We start from the raw sequence: 19,070 nt of genomic DNA on the forward strand, positions 1-19,070 counted from the left end.
CTCAGGCGCCCGGCCGGTTCCCGGTGGCCACCACCTGGTCCTGCACCTGCCCGAGCACGGTCTGCACGTCGGCGATGATGTCCGCGGGCACTCCCAGCTCGGTCAGCGTCGCCGTCAGGTGCTCACCGACCTTGACGTAGTGCTCCAGCGGGATGTTCAGCGGCTGGTGCGCCTCGGCCAGACCACGGCCGGCGTACTCGTTCGGCCCGCCGAGCACCACGGTCAGCATCAGCGCCAGGTGGCGGCGCTGACCCACCATGTCCACATCGGTGAAGTAGCCGACCAGTTCCGGGTCGGCGAGCACCTTGTCGTAGAAGAGCTCCACGGCTGCCTTGACCGAGTTGGCGCCACCGATGCGCTCGTAGTGCGATACGGGGGCGATCTCGTCCGTAACCGTCATGGTCGTTCCTCTCAGGGTGAGGGGTCGCGCACGTCGGGCGCGGAGGGCAACGATCGGCCGGCGCGGCGTCGACGTTCAGCCGTGCCAGTGGACCGTGTCGGACCATAGCGTGTCTCCGTTATCCGGTCACGCCTGGCCTATCAGACAGCCGACGACCCACGACTACGCAACGTGTTCGAGGGTGAGTGTCCGATCCACGCACCGCTGCGGAGCAGCCACCAACAGTGATCCGAAGTGGACGACTCGTCCGAGACACCAACCACAGTGGACTCCCCGACCCGCCCGATCCGCGGCGACCGTCCCCACCCGCTGACCACCGCCGACGCGACCACCATCGGCTGCACCGCGCCCGGTCCCACCGGCGAGACCCGGCGTCCCCGCCCGCCGACCTGACCACCCTACGGGACCATCACTGTCCGTCACCAGACGACGATCGCGCCGGGCGATCCCGCCCGACGCGATTGAGGTGGCCGCACCTGTGGCCCGATCAGCCTGCCCGACGACGCGCCCGACGCGCCGCCAACTCGTCCCCCACCGGCTCCGACGACGACGCCGCCGGCTCCGCAGCACCGGACCCCGCCGCCGGCTCCGCCGGCAGGTGCGACAACGAACCCTGGATCTCCTTGAACGCGCCACCGATCGCGATGCCGAACACGCCCTGGCCGCCCTGCAACAGGTCGACCACCTCCTCCGGGGAACGGCACTCGTACACCGTCGTACCGTCCGAGATCAGCGTGATCCCCGCCAGATCCTCCACCCCACGCGACCGCAACGCCTCGATCGCCTTCCGGATGTTCTGCAGGGACACCCCGGCGTCCAGCAACCGCTTGACGACCTTCAACACCACCAGGTCGCGGAACGAGTACAACCGCTGGGTCCCCGAACCGGACGCGTCGCGCACACTCGGCACCACCAGCGACGTCCGCGCCCAGTAGTCCAACTGCCGGTAGCTGATCTCCGCCGCGTGGCACGCCGTCACACCCCGGTAACCCACCGAACCGTCACCGTCAGTCGCCACCGGCGGCGGCACCGCACCCGGCTCGCCCCGCCCCGTACCTGGCTCAGGATCCCGCCGCTCGTGCATCCCGACAACCTCCCCGTCAGTGCGGTGACACGTCGTTTCCGGGACGTGCACCCCTCGACACGGCAACCCTATCGCCGCCCTCAGGGGTTACCACGGAGAAACGGTTCGCGACACGCCGCGCAGTGACACGAGGAACCACCACGCACACGAAAACGGTCACCCACAGTGACCGACTCGACGACCGACCGGACCGGCACTCAGCCGGCGAAATCCTCCGGACGCACCTGGTCCAGGAACTCGCGGAACTTCTCCACCTCGTCCTCCTGCTCGTCGGGGATCACGATCCCCGCCTCGCTGAGGACCTGCTCCGCGCAACGAATCGGCGCACCCACCCGCAACGCCAACGCGATGGAATCACTCGGCCGGGCAGACACCCGCACCCCGTCCCCGATCAGCAGGTCGGCGTAGAAGACGTTCTCCTTCAGCTCGATGATCTCCACCGCCCGCAACGGCGCCTTCAACGCCGCCAGCACGTCCCGCAACAGATCATGCGTCAACGGCCGGGCCGGCTTGACCCCCTGCTGCTCATAAGCGATCGCCGTCGCCTCGACCGCGCCGATCCAGATCGGCAGATAGCGGTCCCCCTCGACCTCCCTGAGCAGGACGATCGGCTGGTTGCTGGGCAGCTCCACCCGAACTCCGACCACGCTCAGCTCGCGCACCGCCGCCTCCGTGTCGTTGTCACCTACGCCCGCACCGCGCCTTTCCCTGCACGGTACACGGACCGCGACACGGTCGTCCCATGCGCACCAGCACCACGCCCCGCGCCAGAAAGGGGTTACCCCGGCAAGCCAACGGCACGCTTCCCGGGGCAGATCTTTCCGCACAACACCACACCGGCCGGCTCACCGACCCAACGTCGACCGCAACCCCACCCGCACCAGAGCCGCATGAAGCTGCTGCGACAACGCCACCAACTCTCGCGCCGTCTCCGCCGCCCGCGCCCGCGCCGCCGGATCACTCTGCCGCGCCAACGGCGCCACCAACTGCGCGAACAGACCGATCTCACGATCCGCCGACGACCGGTACGCCCGCAGATGCCGCGGCTCCAGACCGTACGACGCCAACCCCGCCACCGCCCGCGCGATGATCAACGCATCCGCGTCGTACCACCCCGGCGGATCCGGCACCAGGACACCCAGCCGCTCCAACTCGCCCAACGTCGACTCGTCGATGCCACTGCGCGCCACCAGGTCAGCCCGCCCGAGCCGCACCTGCGACGACTCGGGCTCCTCCGCCGACCGGCCCGGCACCTCACCACCCGGACCCACCGCCACCAACGTCGGCCGCTGCCGACCCGGCGCCTCAGCACCGGAGGCCCACTCCGCCAACTGGTCACGGATCACCCGCAACGGCAGATACTGATCCCGCTGCGCGGTCAACACGAACCGCAGCCGGGCCACATCGTCCCAGCTGTACTTCCGGTAACCCGCCGCCGTCCGCTGCGGCTCCACGAGACCCTCGGCCTCGAGGAACCGCAACTTCGAGATGGAGACGTCCGGGAACTCCACCCGCAACTGACCCAGCACCTCACCGATGCTCATCAGCGGGTGCGACCGGGCCGCCCCGGACGGCATCGAGGCCGCAGGCTCGTTCACCCCCGGCCGGCCTCCTCCTCCGGGCGAGGACCGGCGATGAACACCACCCGGAACTTGCCGATCTGCACCTCGTCGCCGTTGCTCAACGTGGCCGCCTCGACCCGCTCCCGGTTCACGTACGTGCCGTTCAGGCTGCCCACGTCCCGCACCGTGAACGTGCCGCCGTCGCGGTGGAACTCCGCGTGCCGCCGCGACACCGTCACGTCGTCGAGGAAGATGTCACTGTCCGGGTGCCGCCCACTCGTGGTCACGTCGTGGTCCAACAGGAACCGGGCACCCGCGTTCGGACCCCGCCGGACCACCAGCAGCGCCATCCCAGGCGGCAACGAGCCGGACATCCGGCTCGGCACCACATCGGTGTCCGGCCCCTCCAGCACTTCGTCCAACGAACCGAGATTGAGCGTCGAAGTGACGTCGAGCGGGGGGAACTCGTCGCCTGGGCGCGTCATGGGACCACCTCACGGATCTGTTCGGTCGGCGTCGGGGTAATGGCGGGTCTGGCCGCCGGGCAGATCACACACCCGGCGGCTGGCTCCCCGTGCCCGGGAAGGCAATTACACAACGCTCAACTGTTGGGTTCTTCTCGGTCGACTGGGCGAGCCTAGCCAGCGCCGAAATGCAGGGCAACCGGACGCGCGCAGAACATCACCCACGCCCGGCGGGCACCATTCAGCTCTCGGTGAGCTCACGGTACGCGTCAGCGGTCAGCAGTCCGTCCACCGCCGCCGGATCATCCGGCGTGATCTCCAGCAACCAACCCGCGCCGTACGGGTCCGAGTTGATCACCTCAGGAGTGTCGCCGAGCACCTCGTTCCGCGCCGCCACCGTCCCGCTCACCGGCGCGTAGATCTCCGACACGCTCTTGGTCGACTCGATCTCACCCAGCGGGTCACCGGCAGCCACCACCGCACCCTCGTCCGGCAGCTGGACGAACACGATGTCACCCAGCGCCTCCTGTGCGAAGTGGGTGATACCGACCCGGACGGCACTGCCGTCGGCACCCACCACCCACTCGTGCTCGGCGGTGTAACGCAGATCCTCAGGAATCACCAGACGCGTCCTTCATCCATCGGTGCACCGGGCGGCACCCGGCGCGGCCGCGCCGGTCAGGAGACCGGACGGGCGTGTTCCAGCTTCATCGGCGCGTGCAGCACCGAAACCTCGGCAACCTCACGCTCCTCGACGATCACGTTACCGCCATCACCGTTCACCGCCGCGATCACCCCGCCCGGAATGTTCAAGGCGGTACGCATCGTCTCCGGATCGCCGATCACCGTGATCGTGAACGGACCCGTCAACGTCCGCCCGTCCACCCGCAACGCCCCGTTCTGCCCGTCCAGGAAGTACGTCGACGCGATGACCCGCACCGTCACCCGGTCCGCGCCGGAAATCTGCATCGCCTCCGCGCCCGCGCCGCGCAACTCCTGCACCGCGTCCAGGATCCGATCCGCCCGGATCCCCGTCGGGCCCGGCTCGAACCGCACCGTCAGACCCGGCCCCTGCGCCGGCAGCGTCCCGGCCAGGATCCCCAGCTCGTCCGCCCGCCGCGTCGCCTCGTCCAGCGCCGCCTGCCGACCCTGCTCACCCGAACGCAGCTGCCGCTGGCTCTCCTCCAGCCCGGCGATGTCCTGCTGCAGCCGCTTCTCCCGCGAATCCAGATCCGAGAAGATCCGGACCAGGTCCTCCTGCCGCGTCGCCGCCAACGTCGGATCCGTCGACGTCGTCTTCATCTGCACCACCAGGGTGAACCCCAGCAGCGCCAGCAACACCGCGATCATCACTCCGGCCGAACTGAACCGCCGGGCCGCCGCTGCGGCCGACGTCGGCGCCACGGTCACCGCCTCCGGCGCCACGTCCGCGGGCCGTGCGTCCGGGCCCGCGGACGTGGCCTCCGGGCCCGCGGACGTGGCCTCCGGGCCCGCGGACGTGGCCTCCGGGCCCGCGGACGTGGCCTCCGGGCCCGCCGGCTGCCCTGCCGCCACATGCGACAGGTTCACCGTCGCCCCGTCGTCGTCGGCCACCGCCGACTCCCCCGGCTCCGGCTCCTCCCCCGGCTCCGGCTCCTCCTCCGGCACCAACGGACTCAACTCGTCCGGATCCGGCGCGTCCGGCCGAGGATCCGGCTCACCCGCCGGCCCCGACGGACGGACCGGCTTCGCCGGCTCCGGCCACCCGGTACCCGTCTCCCGATGCTCGTCGCTCATCGCCACAAACCTACGCCCGGAACAGGTGACGACGGATCGCCGCCACATTGCCGAAGATCCGCACCCCGAGCACGACCACCACACCGGTGGAGAGCTGACCGCCCACCCCCAGCTGGTCACCCAGGTACACGATCAGACCCGCCACCAGCACGTTCGAGATGAAGGACACCACGAACTGCTTGTCGTCGAAGATCCGGTCCAGCTTCGCCCGCACCCCGCCGAACACCGCGTCGAGCGCGGCCACCACGGCGATGGGCAGGTACGGCTGCAACGCCGACGGCACGGTCGGATCCAGGTAGATCCCGAGCACCACACCGGCGAGCAGCGCCAGCACCGCGATCATCGGACACCTCCGGAGGGGCTGGGAGACGTACCCGGACCGGACGGCCCGGGACTGGAGGAACGATCGGCGGCCGACCCCGACGGCGACGGGCTCGGACTGACCGAAGGCTTCGCGTAGCGTAGCCGCGGCTCGGGAGCCGCCGGCAGCGTGAGGTCCTCGGCCTCCCGCACCTCGAACGACAGCCCGGTGGTCTCCGCCACCCGACGCATCAGGTACGCCGACCGGCTCTCCTCGAAATCGTCCCGCATCGAATCCGGCCCGATCGCCGTCACCTTGTACGGGCTGGTCACCGGACGGAAGTCCACCAGGATCGCGGCACCCGCCGACCGGATCGTCGACGTCGCCGTCAACCGCTGCCCGTTGACCGCGATCGCCTCGGCGCCCGCCGCCCACAGGTCGTTGGCCACCTTCTGCAGGTCGGAGTAGCCCACCTGCGGCGGCCCCACGGCGGAGTCACCGGTCACCGCGTCGTCGCCCTTCGGCGCCGCGTCGGCCAGCTGCACCACCACGCCGTCCCCGCGCACTCGGCCCAGACCGGTCCCCGCCTCCATGTTGCGCAGCCGCGCCGCCTGCGAACCGCTCAGCGCCGCGTCCCGCTGCCGGCTCACCTCCTCGCGCAGCCGGTCGGCCCGGTCGCTCAGCTGGTCGGTCTCGCCCTCCCGCTGCTTGATCTGGGCGATCAGCCCGGCCCGCGCCTGACTGCGGCTGGGCTCGTCGGCGATCGTCTCCCGGTACGCCACCGCGAACAGGAACCCCAACGCGACGACCACCACCATGGCGACCGCCCGCACGGAGGTGCCCCGCCACCCCGCCGGCGCCGGCGACTCCCGCCGCCGGGCCGCCGCGTCGGCGTACCCCGGGTCCAGCGGGTTGCGGAACAACTCGGTGAGGAAGTCCGGGGCGTAGACCCGACCGCCGCGCTTCTCCTCGCCCTGACCGGCGGTCATGCCGTCACTCCCCCGGACCTGCCGCGCACGGCCCGGACCAGCCGGGCGGCCTGCACCACGTACATCGCGCCGGCCGCCCAGTAGAGGACCAGACCCCACCAGGCCAGCCCCCAACCGATCGCCCCGGCGACGGTGGCCGCGGCCGGCGATGCGGCGGCCAGGAGCAGGATCGGGAACGCCGCGAGCAGCAGGAAGGTGGCGGTCTTGCCGACGTAGTGCACCGGCGGCGGGCCGTACCGGTGGCGCCGCAGCACCGCGAGCGACCCGAGCAGCAGCACCTCCCGGGCCAGCAGCGCCACAGTGAACTGCCACGGCACCACCTCGCGGGCGGTGAAGGCGAGCAGCGTGGCGAGGATGTAGAGCCGGTCGGCGAGCGGATCGAGCAGCTCGCCGAGCCGGCTGACCTGGCCGAGGCGTCGGGCGATCCAGCCGTCCACCCAGTCGGTGGTGCCGCCGATGGCCAGCACCACGACCGCCGCGACGTCCGCCTTCGCCACCAGGAACAGCCAGAGGAACAGGGGTACGCCGAGCAGCCGGACGAAGCTGATCAGGTTCGGCAGGGTCCACACGCGGTCGCGCGCGGCGACAACGCCGTCCGAGCCCCGCGGGTGCTCTGCCCGAGCCGGCCGACGCGACACCGAACCTCCCTCCGCAGCACGATCCGGGCGCCTGTCAGGCACCACGGTGGGACGTGCGTGCTACCGGGCCGGCTGCCGCCGGCGCCTCGGTGATCCCAGGCTGGGACCTCCCCCTGATGCGGCCCGCGGGCGTCGTGACCCCGGGCCGGTGAGTTGCGGAGCCACTATATCGGCTCACGTCTCGGTGCCGGGGGCCGCGATGGTGTTGTCGATCGCTGTCTGGTGTGTGCTGCCTCACCATGCGTATGGCATCCTAGGACACTAGCGGGATGGTGGCGGACGGCGAAAGCCATGGGCCGGGCGGGAAGGATCAGGCGGTGCGCGCGGAGGTGCCGGCCTGCGGCGCCGAGGTGCCGGCCTCGGCGGCCTGGCCGAAGGCCAGCAACGCCAGCAGCAGCTCGTGCTGCGCCCGGTGGGGCATCCGGTCCAGCACCGCCTGCACGGCCCGGTGCCGCCGGTCCTGCAACTCCCCCAGCAGGTTCTCCGCCGGCGCGGTGAGGAGCAGGCGGACCTCCCGCCGGTCGCGCGGATCGGCGACCCGCCTGAGCAGCCCGGTCGCCTCCAGCCGGTCGCAGAGCCGGCTGGCCGAGGAGGGGACGACGTCCAACAGCTCGGCCAGCCGGTTCACGTTCGTCTCCGGCCGCTCGCTGATCAGGGCGAGCACCCGCAGCTGGGTGGGCGGAACCGTCACGTGATGCCGTGAGGTGGCGGAGTCGAGCACACCGATCAGCACCTCGGCCGCCACATCGATCGCCGCGGCACGATTCGGAGGTCGCTCCACCCGCTGTCCTCTGCGATTGTCCCGCTGTTGTGTCGATGCCGGCCCGGTGACCGTCCGCACTACCCGTCCCGACCGCTGACGCCGCGCCAGTCCAGGCAGACGACGACGGCGTCGTCGCGCAGATCGGTGTCAGCGTGGTAGGCGAACAGCTCGCGGATCACCGTACCAACCGCCTCGGTCGCCGGCTGCAGCCGTGTGGACCGCATCGACCGGGCCATCGCCCGCTCCCCGTACGCCTCCTGGCCACCCGGTTCGGCGGCGTAGACGCCGTCGCTGACCACGAAGAGCCGGTCCCCCGGTTCCAGGTCGAACTCCTGCACGGCGTACCGGATCTCGGCGAACATGCCGAGCGGGAGCTGCCGCTCCAGCGCGATCGGGGTCACCGTCCCGCCACGCCCGGAGCGGCGGGCGTTGCGCATCGCGTTCACGGTCAGCGCGGTGAGCAGCGACGCGGCCAGTCCGGTGCCGGTGCCGTTGAGCACGGTCAGGGTGAGCCGGTCGGCGTCCACCGACCAGTCGAAGTGGTCGCCACCGACGGTGTACGCCGGTTCGAGCTGCCCGGCCAGCAGGAACGCGTCGTGCGTGACGCTGCGCCCGGGCAGCAGATCCCACTGCATCTCGGCGGCCATGCTGAGGCGTTCCCGGCGCCGGGCCCGCCGGTAGCGGTCGGTCTCCCGGTCGGCGGCGCGCAGCGCGGTGGCCAGCGTCCCGGCGATCTCCTCCAGCCGGGCCACCATCGCGGCGTCGGGGTTGCCGGCCAGCTCGACCAGGAGCACGCCGAGGCGCTCCCCCAGCTGGTCAGCGGGACCCAGATCCGGCAGACGCCGTCCTCCCGGGTGTCCATGACCGGCTGCTGGCTGCTGAAGCAGCGCTGGGCGACGCCCTGGCAGGCGAGGAAGCCGGCGTCCGGCAGCCGCGCGTCCAGCACCGGCCAGAGTCCGCTGATCCGGTAGTCGGCGAGGAAGACGTCCACCCGGGACGCGGCGAGGGTCGACCGGACGGCCCGGTCGGCGGCCTCGACCAGCTGGTCCGGCGGGCCGTCGCGTAGCGCGCGCGACACCGCTGCGGGCGCGTCCGGCATGGTGGTCCTTCCGAGGGGATTCTTGCTGTAGGGCAAGCATCATGCGGAGGGACCCGACGGGCGCCGCGCCGGCCGGGGTCAGTCGGCCGGCTTGGTGGCCAACCCGCCGTGGAAGGCGTCCGGGACCACCGCCGGCTCACCTCGCGGACGCCAGCGGACGACCGGCACCACGCCGTCGGCCTTCACCGGCCCAGCAGCGGCGGGAGCCCCGCGCCGAGGACGAGGAACGTCGACAGCGTAGCGACGGCGGCCGTGGTGGCGGTATCGCCCCGGCGACACCACCCGGCCCGCGATACTGGCCGCGGGCAGGAGGTGCGACGAGGTGAACTCGGCGAACGGCGCGGCCGTGGTGGTGGGCGTGGACGGCTCGGAGCCGGCGCTGCGTGCCATCCGGCTGGCCGCGACGGAGGCGGCCCGCCGGCACCGACCGCTGCGGGTGGTGCACGGGTTCATCTGGCCGCTGCTGCGGGTGCCCGTCGATCCGGGTGCCGGCGCCCCGCCCGGCGGCGGGCTGCGCCACCAGGCGGAGCACCTGGTCGAGGAGGCGGTGGCGGAGGCCGAGCGGACCGCCCCAGGGGTACGGGTCACCGGCGAGATCATCGACGGCGAGGCGTCCGCCGTGCTGCTCGGCGAGTCCCCCACCGCCGCGATGATCGTGCTCGGCGACCGGGGACTGGGCGGATTCGCCGCCCTGATCCTCGGCTCGGTCGCCATCCAGGTCGGGACGTACGCCGACTGCCCGGTGCTGGTGGCTCGCGGCGAGGAACATCCCGACGGGCCCGTGGTGGTCGGCGTGGACGGCTCACCGGCGTCCCGCGCGGCGGTGGAGTTCGCCGCCGAGCAGGCCAGCGTGCACGGCACCGCGTTGCGCGCGGTGCATGCCTACACGCATCCGGTCTCCGGCGGCCCGGGCGACATGCAGCCGCTGGTCCACGACGAGACCCAGTTGCGCGGCGAGGAGGAGCGGGTGCTCGCCGAGTCCCTCGCCGGGCTCCAGGAGCGCTACCCCGACGTGCCGATCAGCCTCGACCTGGTGCGCGAGCGGCCGGTCGCCGCGCTCACCGCGGCGTCGGAGCGGGCGCGCCTGGTGGTGGTCGGCGGTCGGGGGCACGGCGAACTGGCCGGCCTGCTGCTCGGCTCGGTCAGCCACGCGGTGCTGCACCGCAGTACCTGCCCGGTGGCCGTGGTACGCACCCCCGACTGAGCGGGCGGTTGGCCGGCCCGCAGACGGGTAGACGGCGCGGGAACAGGACGCGGTGACAGCGACCGAGGAGGCGGCGATGCCAGGACCACGGCCGGGAAGCAACGCGTACGACAAGGAACGCGCGCGACTGCGCGACCTGATCGAGAATTCGGGACGGGCCTCGGACAAGGAGGCCAACCAGGTCGCCAACCGGATCCTCCAGGAGGATCGCGGACAGCGGGGCGTGGTCCGCGGCGAGCGGACGTACGGCCCCAAGGGTGAGCGCGAACCCGGCGATCCGAAGTGAGGACGTCGGGCCTGGTCGACGGGGCGATCGCCGGCGCGGTCGGCAGCGCCGCGTTGAACGTGGTCAGCTACCTGGACATGGTGGTCCGGGCCCGGCCGGCGAGCAGCACCCCGGACGAGATCGTCCGACGGCTGGCCGGGGTGGCCCACGTGGACCTGGGGACCGAGGACCGGGCGGCCAACCGCCGCTCCGGCCTCGGCGCCCTGCTGGGGTACGGAATGGGCGTGGCCGCCGGTGCGGTGTTCGGGCTGCTGGCCGGCGGGCGTCGGTGGCCGGTGCCGGCCGCGGCCGCGTTGCTCGGTGCCGGGGTCACGGCCATGTCGGACGGTTCGATGACCGCGCTCGGGGTGACCGATCCGCGCACCTGGCGGCGGTCGGACTGGGTCGCCGACATCGTGCCGCACGTAGCGTACGGTGCGGCGGCCGCAGCCACCTGGAACCGGCTGCGGCCCCCGCACGGGCGGGCTGGTTAGCCCCCGGTGTCGCTATCGTCGTCGGCGGTCGGGGCGCTCGGGCCGTACGGCGATGCTTGGCCGCGCGGCACCGGACGACCCCGGTCGGCCTGGGACGAGCCCCCGTTTCCGGGGTGCCCCGCCGTGCCGGGCCCCTTGCTGTCCTGCACCGTGGGGTTGTGCTCGTTGCGGCGCATCTCGGGCTGCTGGACGTTCGTCACGGGAGTCTCCTTCCGGGTGGAAGGCGCGGCGGTCGACCGCGTCCGTCGACGGCTTACCCGCCGCCGTCGGGCGCATTCGGGAACGGCGGGCCGGCTGATCCGCGCCGGGGCGGGTACTGCGGGGTGATGGGGGACGACCGACGGGTGGCCCGGGTCCTGCTGGACCGGCAGGGCCGCACGTACGCCGAGGAGGCGGGCATCCGGCTGACCGATCGGCCGGGCCCGCTCTACCAGCTGCTGGTGCTCACCACGCTGCTGAGCACCCGGATCCGGGCGCAGGTGGCACTGGCCGCCGCGCGGGAACTCTTCGCCGCCGGCTGGCGCACCCCGCAGGCGATGGAGGCGGCGGGGTGGCAGGAACGGGTCGACGCCCTCGGCCGCGGCCACTACCGCCGCTACGACGAGCGGACCGCGACGATGCTCGGCACCGGGGCCCGGCTCTGCCTGGACCGCTGGCACGGGGACCTGCGGCGGCTGCACCGGGAGGCCGGCGGGGAGCCGACCAGGCTGCGCCCGCTGCTGACCGAGTTCCCCGGCATCGGCCCGACCGGGGCGGACATCTTCCTGCGCGAGGCGCAGTCGGTCTGGCCGGACGTGCGCCCGTACGCCGATCGGCGGGCCCTGGCCGGGGCGAAGCGGCTCGGCCTGCCGGCGAACCCAAGCGGCCTGGCCGGGCTGGTCGGCGAGGCGGACTTCGGGCGGTTGGCGTCGGCGCTGGTGCGGGTGGCCCTCGGCGAGGAGTCCGCCGGCGAGGTAAACCGGACCGCTGCGGCGGCTGCGCGTTGAGCCTCACTTGACCGGCTTGTCGCCCGGCTTGGTCAGGTGCCACACCAGCAGCGCGGCCAGCAGCGCCAGCAGCACCACCCCGCCGGAGACCCCGCCGCCCTCCTCCGTGGCGCTGCGCCCGGTCACCCCGAAGTAGATCACCGCGAGTCCGGCGAGCACCGCCAGGAACGTCCGCATCCCCCGATCCCTCACGCTCCGGACGGTACGGGCGGACACCGGCGGAAACGGACGATTCCCGCCCCGGTCCCCCGACCGGGTTACCCGTTCAACCGCCGGCGGCGGGGCCGCGCAGCCGGACCCGGCGGATCGCCCGGTCGGCCACCGCCACCACCTCGACGGTCAGCCCGGGCAGTCGCACGGTCTCCCCCGGCCCGGTGGGCAGCCGGCCCAGGCCGGCCAGGACCAGCCCGGCCACCGTGGTGTAGTCCCGGGTCAGCGGGAAGGTCAGCCGGACGCCGACGTCGGGCAGGTCGTGCAGCGGGAAGTCGCCGGGCAGCAGCAGTGCGCCGTCGGGTTCCCGGACCACCCCGCGCACGTCCCGGTCGGTCTCGTCGTACAGCTCACCGACCACCTCTTCGAGCAGGTCCTCCATGGTGATCAGGCCGTCGATGCCGCCGTACTCGTCGACGACGAGGGCGAGCTGCTCGTGGCGCTGGCGAAGCTGGCGGATGGCGTCGGCGACCGGGAGGGTGCCGGGCAGCAGCACCGGTTCCCGGGCCCGCTGGCCGACCGTCGCGCCGTCGCCGTCCACCAGGTCCCGGATGTGCACCACGCCGCGGACGTCGTCCAGCCCGCCCGGCCCGATGACCGGGGCCCGCGAGCGGCCGGTCCCGGCCAGCACCCGCATCGCATCCGGCGCGGCCATGGCGGCCGGCAGGACCGTCACGTCGCGCCGGGCGACCAGGATCTCCCGCAGCGTCCGGCCGGCGATGTCGAACGCGCCGGTGAGGATCTCCCGCTGCTGCGCCGACAGGCCGCGCTGGCTGACCAGCAGCTCGCGCAGCTCCTCCTCGGTGACCTCCTCCCGGCTGGCCCGCGGATCCCCACCGGCGACCCGGACCAGCAGGTCGGTGCTGCGGCTGAGCAGCCACACCGCCGGGCGGGACAGCCGGGCAGCCAGGTCCAGCGGCGCGGCGCTGAGCAGCGCCCAGCGTTCCGCCCGCTGCATGGCCAGGCGTTTCGGGGCGAGTTCGCCGACGACCAGGGTGACGAAGGTGAGCACGATCGTGACCAGCAGCACCGCGACCGGTCGGGCCGCCCCGCCGAGGAAGCCCAGCGGTGCGACCAGTGGTTCGGCCAACGAGACGGCGGCCGCGGCCGAGGCGAGGAAGCCGGCGAGGGTGATGCCGAGCTGGATGGTGGCCAGGTAGCGGTTGGGTTCCCGGGCCAGGCGGGCCAGCCGGGCGCCGGCGCGGCTGGCCCGGCCCAGCCGGCGCAGCTGCCCCTCGCGCAGCGTCACCATGGCCATCTCGCTGCCGGAGAGGGCGGCGTTGACCAGCACCAGTACGCCCACCAGGGCGAGCTGACCGCCCATCGCACCCCCTCCACGCCCTGCGCACCACTCAACCGCAGCGCCGCCGGCCGCGGGGCGGGGTCAGTCGTTTTCCAGGTCGTCAAGGGAGATGGCGTGGGTCATCAGCCAGCGGGCCAGCGCCGCCATGCCGAACAGCCACAGCGGCGCCGACTCGCTGGTGCCGTTGGTGGCGAAGATGGCGAAGCGCAGGTCCGGCGCCCGGTACGCCTCGATCCGCCAACGGTGGTTCCGGTCCCGCCAGACCGCCGAAGGGTCCATGGCGTCACGGTAGGCGACGAGGCGCTGCCGACCCCCCGGAACTCGAGCGTCTCGTCGCCCCAGCCGGCGGCCCGCTGCCGGGTCGCCACCCGGTCGGCGGCGAGATCCCGGTCGGGCTGGCCCAGGTCCGCCTGGCGCGGGGTGGACCACCAGGCCAGCACCGCCCAGAGCACCAAGCCCCCCAGCACCACCCAGCGCAGCGCCCGACCCAGCCGGTCCTCGGTGGGCGGGCGCTGACCCGATCAGCTGAAGATCGTTCATCCCGCCACCGTGCCAACTCCCGGCAACCGTAGGGGGCGGCTCAGGCCGGCGGGCCGACCACCTCGCGGGCGTCGTCCGGCAACCGGCGGGTGGCGCCCCGCCGGTCCAGCAGCTCCAGCAGTGGCACCGCCACCCGGCGGGTGGTGCCCAACGCCTGCCGGGCGGCGCTGAGCGTGAACGGCTGCGGCAAGCGGGCCAGCACCCGGACGGCGTCGTCGACCGCGCCGGGCAGCAGCACCACGTTCTCCGCCAGCCGCAGCAACGCGCCGGCCCGGACGGCGGCGCCGATCTCCCGGGGGCCGAGGCCGAGGGTGACGAGCCGGTCGGTGTCGGGGGCCCGGAACGGGTGGTCGGCGTACTCGGCGCGGACCCGGTGCACGGCCCGGGCCACCTGTTCGGGGAGCATGTCGGCGGGCGAGGCGGTGACCCGGCCGGCCCGCAGCGCCAGCGGCGGGCGGACCAGGGCCTCCACCAGCGCCCGGTCCGGCAGGTCGAGGCGTTGCCGCAGCACCTCCACCGGTACGCCGGGTTCGAGCGGGTGCGCGCGGGCGTACCGGGTGGTCTCCTCCACCAGTCGGGCGCCGAGCCGCCGCCAGTGCTCGGGGTCGGCGAGCCAGTCCCCGGCCACCGCGGTCGCGGTGACACCGATGCCCATCCGGGTGAGCGCGCCGGCCCGGACCAGCACCCGGCGGCGCAGCTCGCCGGCGAGGTCCGGTCGACCGTCCAGGTCGGCCAGCACGGCCGCCCGGGCGATGGCGGCCCCGCGCCGGCGCAGCGGCGGCGGGTCCACGTCCAGCACGGTCACCCCGCCGACGACGTGGTGCCGGCCGGGGTCGCGCAGCAGCGCCCGGTCGCCCAGGAGCAGCGGCAGCGGCCGGGCCAGCCGGAGCCGTACGGTGTCCGCGCCGAGCGGCCGGACCCGGGCGGGCACCGCCGCCGCGCCGACGTGCAGGGTGAGGGTGGCCGGCAGGTCGGCCGCCGGATCGCCGGCCAGCCGCACGTCCAGCAGGTCGGTGCGGTGGAACCGGCCGGGGGTGAGCAGCGCGTCGCCGCGGGCCAGCCGGTCCTTCGCGATACCGCGCAGGTTGACCGCCACCCGGGCCACCGCGGCCACCCGGTCCTGGGCGGCGCCCAGGCAGTGCAGGCCGCGGACCCGGACCGGTTCGCCGGTGCCGGCCAGTTCCAGCTCGTCGCCGACGCGCAGCCGGCCGCCGCCGAGGGTGCCGGTGACCACCGTGCCGCTGCCCCGGATGGTGAAGGACCGGTCCACCCAGAGCCGCACCGGCGCGTCCACGTCCGCCGCCGGCAGCCGGGCCACCAGCCGGCCCAGGGCGGCGCACAGCTCGGGCAGGCCGGCGCCGGTGACGCCGCTGACCGCCAGCGCCTCCACCTCGCCGAGCGAGGTCGCGGCGATCTCCGCCCGGGCGTGGGCGAGCGCCGGCCCTGGGTCGCCCAGGTCCGCGCGGGTCACCACCAGCAGGCCGTACGACACCCCGAGCGCGTGCAGCGCGGCGAGGTGCTCGGCGGACTGGGGCATCCAGCCCTCGTCGGCGGCGACCACGATCAGCGCGGCCGGCACCGGGCCGACGCCGGCGAGCATGTTCGGCACGAAGCGCTCGTGCCCGGGCACGTCGACGAAGGCGACGGTGCCACCGGTGGGCAGGGCGGTCCAGGCGAAGCCGAGGTCGATGGTCATGCCCCGCCGGCGTTCCTCGGCCCACCGGTCGGGTTCCATCCCGGTCAGCGCCCGGACCAGGGTGGACTTGCCGTGGTCGACGTGCCCGGCGGTGGCGACGACGTACATGTCAGTCGACCGCCCGCAGCACCGCGTCGCGCAGGGCGCCGTCGGCGGCGACCGGGACGCAGCGCAGGTCCAGCAGCAGCCGCCCGCGGACCACCCGGCCGAGCACCGGCGGGTCACCGACACGCAGCGGCCCGGCGTACGACTCGGGCAGGCTCAGCGCCCACGAGTCCAGCTCCACGCCGGGGGCGCCACCGCCGCCGACCACGGCCGCGCTGGGCACCACCTCCGCCTTGCAGCCCTCGGCGCCGAGCGCGTCGCGCAGCCGTTCCGCCCGTTCCCGCAGGACGGCCGGGTCGGCGTGCAGCGCCGCCCGGGTCGGGGTGTCCGGCCCGTGCAGGGTGGCGGCGAGCGCGGCGAGGGTGAGCTTGTCGACCCGCAGCGCCCGGGCCAGGGGGTGCCGGCGCAGCCGCTCGACCAGGGCGGCGTCGCCGAGCAGCAGCCCCGCCTGCGGCCCGCCGAGCAACTTGTCGCCGCTCGCGGTGACCAGCGTGGCGCCGGCCCGCAGGGTGGTCGCCGCGTCCGGCTCGTCGGGCAGCGACGGATCCGGCGCGAGCAGCCCGGAGCCGATGTCGGCGACCACCGGCACGCCGAGGGTGGCCAGGTCGCGGACGCCCACGGCGGAGGTGAACCCGGTGACCACGAAGTTGGACGGATGCACCTTGAGCACGAAGCCGGTACGCGGGCCGACCGCCGCCGCGTAGTCGGCCAGGGTGGTGCGGTTGGTGGTGCCCACCTCGCGCAGCCGGGCGCCGGTGCTCTCCAGCAGATCGGGCAGGCGGAACCCGTCGCCGATCTCGACCAGCTCGCCGCGGCTGACCACGATCTCGGCGTCGGCGGCGAGCGCGGTGGCGGCGAGCACCAGGGCGGCGGCCCCGTTGTTGACCACGTGCGCCGCCGCCGCGTCCGGCACGGCGGCGGCGAGCGCGTCGAGGGCGTCGCGTCCCCGCCGGGCCCGCCGGCCGGTACGCAGGTCCAGCTCCACATCGGTGTGCCCGGCGGCGGCGACCACCGCCTCGACGGCGGCGGCCGAGAGCGGGGCCCGGCCGAGGTTGGTGTGCAGCACGACCCCGGTGGCGTTGAGCACGGCGCGGGGCGTCGGCGCGGGCAGCGCGGCGAGCGCCGCGTCGGGTACCTGCTCGGGGGCGATCTCGCCGCGGCGGGCCCGCTCCTGGGCCCGGCCGACGGCGGCCTTGACCCGGTCCCGGCCGAGCGTCGCGACGGCGGCGGCGAGCCGGGGGTCGGCGAGCAGCGTGTCGGTGCGCGGCACCCGCCGCCGCGGGTCGGCCGGCCCGTCGCCCATGCGCGTCATCTCCCGGAACAGCTTGGCGGAGACGGACGGGAATCGAACCCGCCTGGCCCGGGTCCCGGACCACACCGGTTTTGAAGACCGGGAGGGGCACCAGCCGCCTGAACGCCTCCGTCCAGGAGTCAACCACAGCCCGGCACGGGTTGCGCGGCAAGGTGTCAGACCTCGCCGGCCTCCCGGCGGCGCACCCGCTCCCGCTGCGGCACCACCGTGTACTTCGGATCCTCCGCCGAGGCGACGCCGCCGTGGAAGATGCCGAACCGGGTGGCCAGCGACGCGGCGAGCAGCGCGCCGCCGGAGAGCGCGGAGAGGGCCCGGCTGCGTCGACCGATCAGCGCCCCGACCACGCCGGCGGCGGTGAGCGCCCGGCCGGTGCGCAGCAGGCGCCCGGCGGTGCCCGTCCGGTAGGGCTCGCTCAGCAGCCCCAGCCGGGTCTCCACCGAGTGCGAGCCGAACAGCTCCATCGCCGCGCCGGCCACCGCAAAGCGCCGCGCCGGCCCGGCCTGCGCGCAGGGCGCGGCGATCAGGCCCACGCCGGCGCCGCTGGCCAGCGCGCTGCCCGCGAAGATGGTCGGCAGTTCCGGGTACGCCTCGTGCCAGGACGGCACGGCCGTCCCGGCCAGCAGCACCCCGGTGTACGTGGCCAGCGCCGGTGCGGTGACCGCGGCGGCCAGCCCGGCGGCCCGCCCGACCGGGGGCAGCACCCGGCGAGCCAGGCCGAACACCCCACGTTCGGGCAGCCAGGCAGCCGCTTCGGCAACCGCGGCGATGCCGGCCGCGGGGCCGAACGCGCTGAGGATCCAGGTGCCCACCGACATCGGCGAGGTCGGCTTCGCCACCCGCAGCATGTGGTGGAAGCGGGCCGGCCGGCCCAGGTCGTTGATCAGGAAGTACGCGCTGGCGGTGACCGCGCCGAGCGCGGTGACCCGGCCGGCGCGGCGCAGCGCCGGGCGGCCGGTGAGCTGCCCGCCGGCCGCCAGCAGCGACGACCCGGCCGCCAGCCCGCCGGTGAACAGGTACGCGGCGATGTCCCACTTCCACACCGGCGCCTTGAGGATGGGCCGGCCGTAGTACGAGGTGAACTCGGCCTCCGGGACCCTCAGCTCCTCGCCGCCGCCGCGCCGGCCGCGCTTGCCGCGTCCCCGGCGGTCCACTGGCGGGACGTCGCGGGGCGGGTGCGGGGCCAGACCGACCTCGGCCGCGCCGGAGTCGGTGCGGGCCACACCCGCCCCGAAGCCGGTCGCGTGACTGCCGTTGGTCGACTGGCCCGGGGCGGGAGCCGCTCCCGACGACATGGCGCCGGGGCCGACCACTTGCTGCTCGGCGCCCATGCCGGGGTGCTGCCCCGAGCGGGCGCCGGCGGACGCGTCCGTTCCGCGGCCCGTCCTGGCGGCGGGACCGCCGCCGACCTTCGGCCCGTGGCCGAGCTGGGCGGACGCCCGGCCCGGCCCGGCGACCCGGTCCGGGCCCTCCGCCGCGAGCCGCTCGCGGAAGCGACGGAACAGGGCGCCGACCGGGGCGCGGTCCGGACTCACGATGAACCTCCGACGAACGCGGCGACGGCGGCCGCCGCCATGGCCAACGCGGCCAGCCCGGCCCGCTTCCACATCTTCGGCAGGTCACGGGTGGTGACCACCGGGTCCGGAGGCAGGCCGTACACCTCGGGCTCGTCGAGCAGCAGGAAGAACGCGCCGTCGCCGCCGACCCCGTCGGTCGGGTCGTGGCCGTAGAGCCGGGCCTCGGGCACCCCCCGCTCGTGCAGGGCGGCCACCCGCTGCGCGGCCCGCTCCCGCAGCTCGTCGAGGGGGCCGTACTGGATCGACTCGGTGGGGCAGGCCTGGGCGCAGGCCGGGGTCATGCCGGCGCCGAGGCGGTCGTAGCA

The 19,070-nt window shown here is 74.3% G+C and carries 23 protein-coding genes, 1 tRNA gene and 2 pseudogenes; 5 read left to right on the plus strand and 21 right to left on the minus strand.

All coding sequences use genetic code 11. The features are described from left to right. Position 1: 1 nt before the first annotated feature. Positions 2-400 (minus strand): group I truncated hemoglobin, encoded by a 399-nt coding sequence (locus ACLQ2U_RS27985; protein ID WP_425753897.1) that lies wholly within the window; start codon positions 398-400, stop codon positions 2-4. Between the two features lie 234 nt (positions 401-634). Between ACLQ2U_RS27985 and ACLQ2U_RS27990 the strand changes: the two genes are divergently transcribed. Further along, a complete protein-coding gene (locus ACLQ2U_RS27990) occupies positions 635-793 on the plus strand; it encodes a hypothetical protein (RefSeq protein ID WP_425753898.1) in 159 nt (52 codons plus the stop codon). Between the two features lie 94 nt (positions 794-887). On the opposite strand, the gene ACLQ2U_RS27995 is transcribed toward ACLQ2U_RS27990, so the two are convergent. The 11 genes and pseudogenes from ACLQ2U_RS27995 to ACLQ2U_RS28045 all read right to left on the minus strand — a co-directional run bounded on the left by ACLQ2U_RS27995 (position 888) and on the right by ACLQ2U_RS28045 (position 9,076). After that, complete coding sequence (locus ACLQ2U_RS27995) at positions 888-1,484, minus strand: MerR family transcriptional regulator (RefSeq protein ID WP_425753899.1); 597 nt, start codon at positions 1,482-1,484, stop codon at positions 888-890. Positions 1,485-1,681: 197 nt separating this feature from the next. Next, positions 1,682-2,146: a bifunctional nuclease family protein gene (locus tag ACLQ2U_RS28000; protein ID WP_425753900.1), complete on the minus strand. Its 465-nt coding sequence runs from the start codon at positions 2,144-2,146 to the stop codon at positions 1,682-1,684. A 183-nt stretch (positions 2,147-2,329) separates the two neighbouring features. Beyond that, positions 2,330-3,028, minus strand: coding sequence for a MerR family transcriptional regulator (locus ACLQ2U_RS28005; protein WP_425753917.1), 699 nt, complete (start codon positions 3,026-3,028; stop codon positions 2,330-2,332). A gap of 50 nt (positions 3,029-3,078) precedes the next feature. Next, positions 3,079-3,531, minus strand: a complete 453-nt coding sequence (odhI, locus tag ACLQ2U_RS28010) for an oxoglutarate dehydrogenase inhibitor Odhl (protein ID WP_088962138.1) — start codon at positions 3,529-3,531, stop codon at positions 3,079-3,081. 220 nt (positions 3,532-3,751) lie between these two features. Next, a complete protein-coding gene (gene gcvH / locus ACLQ2U_RS28015) occupies positions 3,752-4,132 on the minus strand; it encodes a glycine cleavage system protein GcvH (RefSeq protein ID WP_425753901.1) in 381 nt (126 codons plus the stop codon). Between the two features lie 56 nt (positions 4,133-4,188). Continuing rightward, entirely contained in the window at positions 4,189-5,286 is a 1,098-nt protein-coding gene (locus ACLQ2U_RS28020; protein WP_425753902.1) for a DUF881 domain-containing protein, read from the minus strand. 10 nt (positions 5,287-5,296) lie between these two features. Further along, a complete protein-coding gene (locus tag ACLQ2U_RS28025; protein WP_387205642.1) occupies positions 5,297-5,629 on the minus strand; it encodes a small basic family protein in 333 nt (110 codons plus the stop codon). Then, entirely contained in the window at positions 5,626-6,576 is a 951-nt protein-coding gene (locus ACLQ2U_RS28030) for a DUF881 domain-containing protein (RefSeq protein ID WP_425753903.1), read from the minus strand. The genes ACLQ2U_RS28025 and ACLQ2U_RS28030 overlap by 4 nt, the downstream gene beginning before the upstream one ends. Next, positions 6,573-7,214 (minus strand): CDP-alcohol phosphatidyltransferase family protein, encoded by a 642-nt coding sequence (locus ACLQ2U_RS28035; RefSeq protein ID WP_425753904.1) that lies wholly within the window; start codon positions 7,212-7,214, stop codon positions 6,573-6,575. Before ACLQ2U_RS28035 ends, ACLQ2U_RS28030 begins: the two co-directional genes overlap by 4 nt. 310 nt (positions 7,215-7,524) lie before the next feature. Then, complete coding sequence (locus ACLQ2U_RS28040) at positions 7,525-7,995, minus strand: MarR family transcriptional regulator (protein ID WP_425753905.1); 471 nt, start codon at positions 7,993-7,995, stop codon at positions 7,525-7,527. Between the two features lie 59 nt (positions 7,996-8,054). Further along, positions 8,055-9,076: pseudogene (locus ACLQ2U_RS28045) on the minus strand (PP2C family protein-serine/threonine phosphatase). A 322-nt stretch (positions 9,077-9,398) separates the two neighbouring features. On the opposite strand from ACLQ2U_RS28045, the gene ACLQ2U_RS28050 reads away from it, so the two are divergent. The 3 genes from ACLQ2U_RS28050 (at position 9,399) to ACLQ2U_RS28060 (ending at position 11,039) form a co-directional block, all read left to right on the plus strand. Then, the gene (locus ACLQ2U_RS28050) at positions 9,399-10,280 is read left to right on the plus strand and encodes a universal stress protein (RefSeq protein ID WP_425753906.1); all 882 of its coding nucleotides are present in this window, start codon (positions 9,399-9,401) and stop codon (positions 10,278-10,280) included. A 76-nt stretch (positions 10,281-10,356) separates the two neighbouring features. Continuing rightward, a complete protein-coding gene (locus tag ACLQ2U_RS28055) occupies positions 10,357-10,566 on the plus strand; it encodes a phosphatidylethanolamine-binding protein (protein WP_425753907.1) in 210 nt (69 codons plus the stop codon). Beyond that, positions 10,563-11,039, plus strand: a complete 477-nt coding sequence (locus ACLQ2U_RS28060; RefSeq protein ID WP_425753908.1) for a hypothetical protein — start codon at positions 10,563-10,565, stop codon at positions 11,037-11,039. The genes ACLQ2U_RS28055 and ACLQ2U_RS28060 overlap by 4 nt, the downstream gene beginning before the upstream one ends. On the opposite strand, the gene ACLQ2U_RS28065 is transcribed toward ACLQ2U_RS28060, so the two are convergent. After that, positions 11,036-11,239 (minus strand): hypothetical protein, encoded by a 204-nt coding sequence (locus ACLQ2U_RS28065; RefSeq protein WP_425753909.1) that lies wholly within the window; start codon positions 11,237-11,239, stop codon positions 11,036-11,038. The genes ACLQ2U_RS28060 and ACLQ2U_RS28065 overlap by 4 nt on opposite strands. 126 nt (positions 11,240-11,365) lie before the next feature. Between ACLQ2U_RS28065 and ACLQ2U_RS28070 the strand changes: the two genes are divergently transcribed. Next, positions 11,366-12,025, plus strand: coding sequence for a hypothetical protein (locus ACLQ2U_RS28070; RefSeq protein WP_425753910.1), 660 nt, complete (start codon positions 11,366-11,368; stop codon positions 12,023-12,025). Between the two features lie 3 nt (positions 12,026-12,028). On the opposite strand, the gene ACLQ2U_RS28075 is transcribed toward ACLQ2U_RS28070, so the two are convergent. The 8 genes and pseudogenes from ACLQ2U_RS28075 to ACLQ2U_RS28110 form a co-directional block, all read right to left on the minus strand. Further along, positions 12,029-12,217 carry a hypothetical protein gene (locus ACLQ2U_RS28075; RefSeq protein ID WP_425753920.1) on the minus strand — a complete coding sequence of 63 codons (189 nt, stop codon included), beginning with the start codon at positions 12,215-12,217 and terminating at the stop codon, positions 12,029-12,031. A gap of 73 nt (positions 12,218-12,290) precedes the next feature. Further along, complete coding sequence (locus ACLQ2U_RS28080) at positions 12,291-13,559, minus strand: hemolysin family protein (protein WP_425753911.1); 1,269 nt, start codon at positions 13,557-13,559, stop codon at positions 12,291-12,293. A 60-nt stretch (positions 13,560-13,619) separates the two neighbouring features. Then, the gene (locus ACLQ2U_RS28085; protein ID WP_425753912.1) at positions 13,620-13,817 is read right to left on the minus strand and encodes a hypothetical protein; all 198 of its coding nucleotides are present in this window, start codon (positions 13,815-13,817) and stop codon (positions 13,620-13,622) included. 301 nt (positions 13,818-14,118) lie between these two features. Then, a complete protein-coding gene (gene selB, locus ACLQ2U_RS28090; protein ID WP_425753913.1) occupies positions 14,119-15,882 on the minus strand; it encodes a selenocysteine-specific translation elongation factor in 1,764 nt (587 codons plus the stop codon). Between the two features lies 1 nt (position 15,883). Next, a complete protein-coding gene (selA, locus tag ACLQ2U_RS28095) occupies positions 15,884-17,182 on the minus strand; it encodes an L-seryl-tRNA(Sec) selenium transferase (protein WP_425753918.1) in 1,299 nt (432 codons plus the stop codon). Between the two features lie 23 nt (positions 17,183-17,205). Then, a tRNA-Sec gene (locus ACLQ2U_RS28100) sits at positions 17,206-17,301 on the minus strand. Between the two features lie 45 nt (positions 17,302-17,346). Continuing rightward, positions 17,347-18,483 (minus strand): NrfD/PsrC family molybdoenzyme membrane anchor subunit, encoded by a 1,137-nt coding sequence (nrfD, locus tag ACLQ2U_RS28105; protein ID WP_425753919.1) that lies wholly within the window; start codon positions 18,481-18,483, stop codon positions 17,347-17,349. 236 nt (positions 18,484-18,719) lie between these two features. Beyond that, positions 18,720-19,070: pseudogene (locus ACLQ2U_RS28110) on the minus strand (4Fe-4S dicluster domain-containing protein); the annotation flags it as partial.

The organism is Micromonospora sp. DT47, from assembly GCF_049844475.1.
GTDB lineage: Bacteria > Actinomycetota > Actinomycetes > Mycobacteriales > Micromonosporaceae > Micromonospora.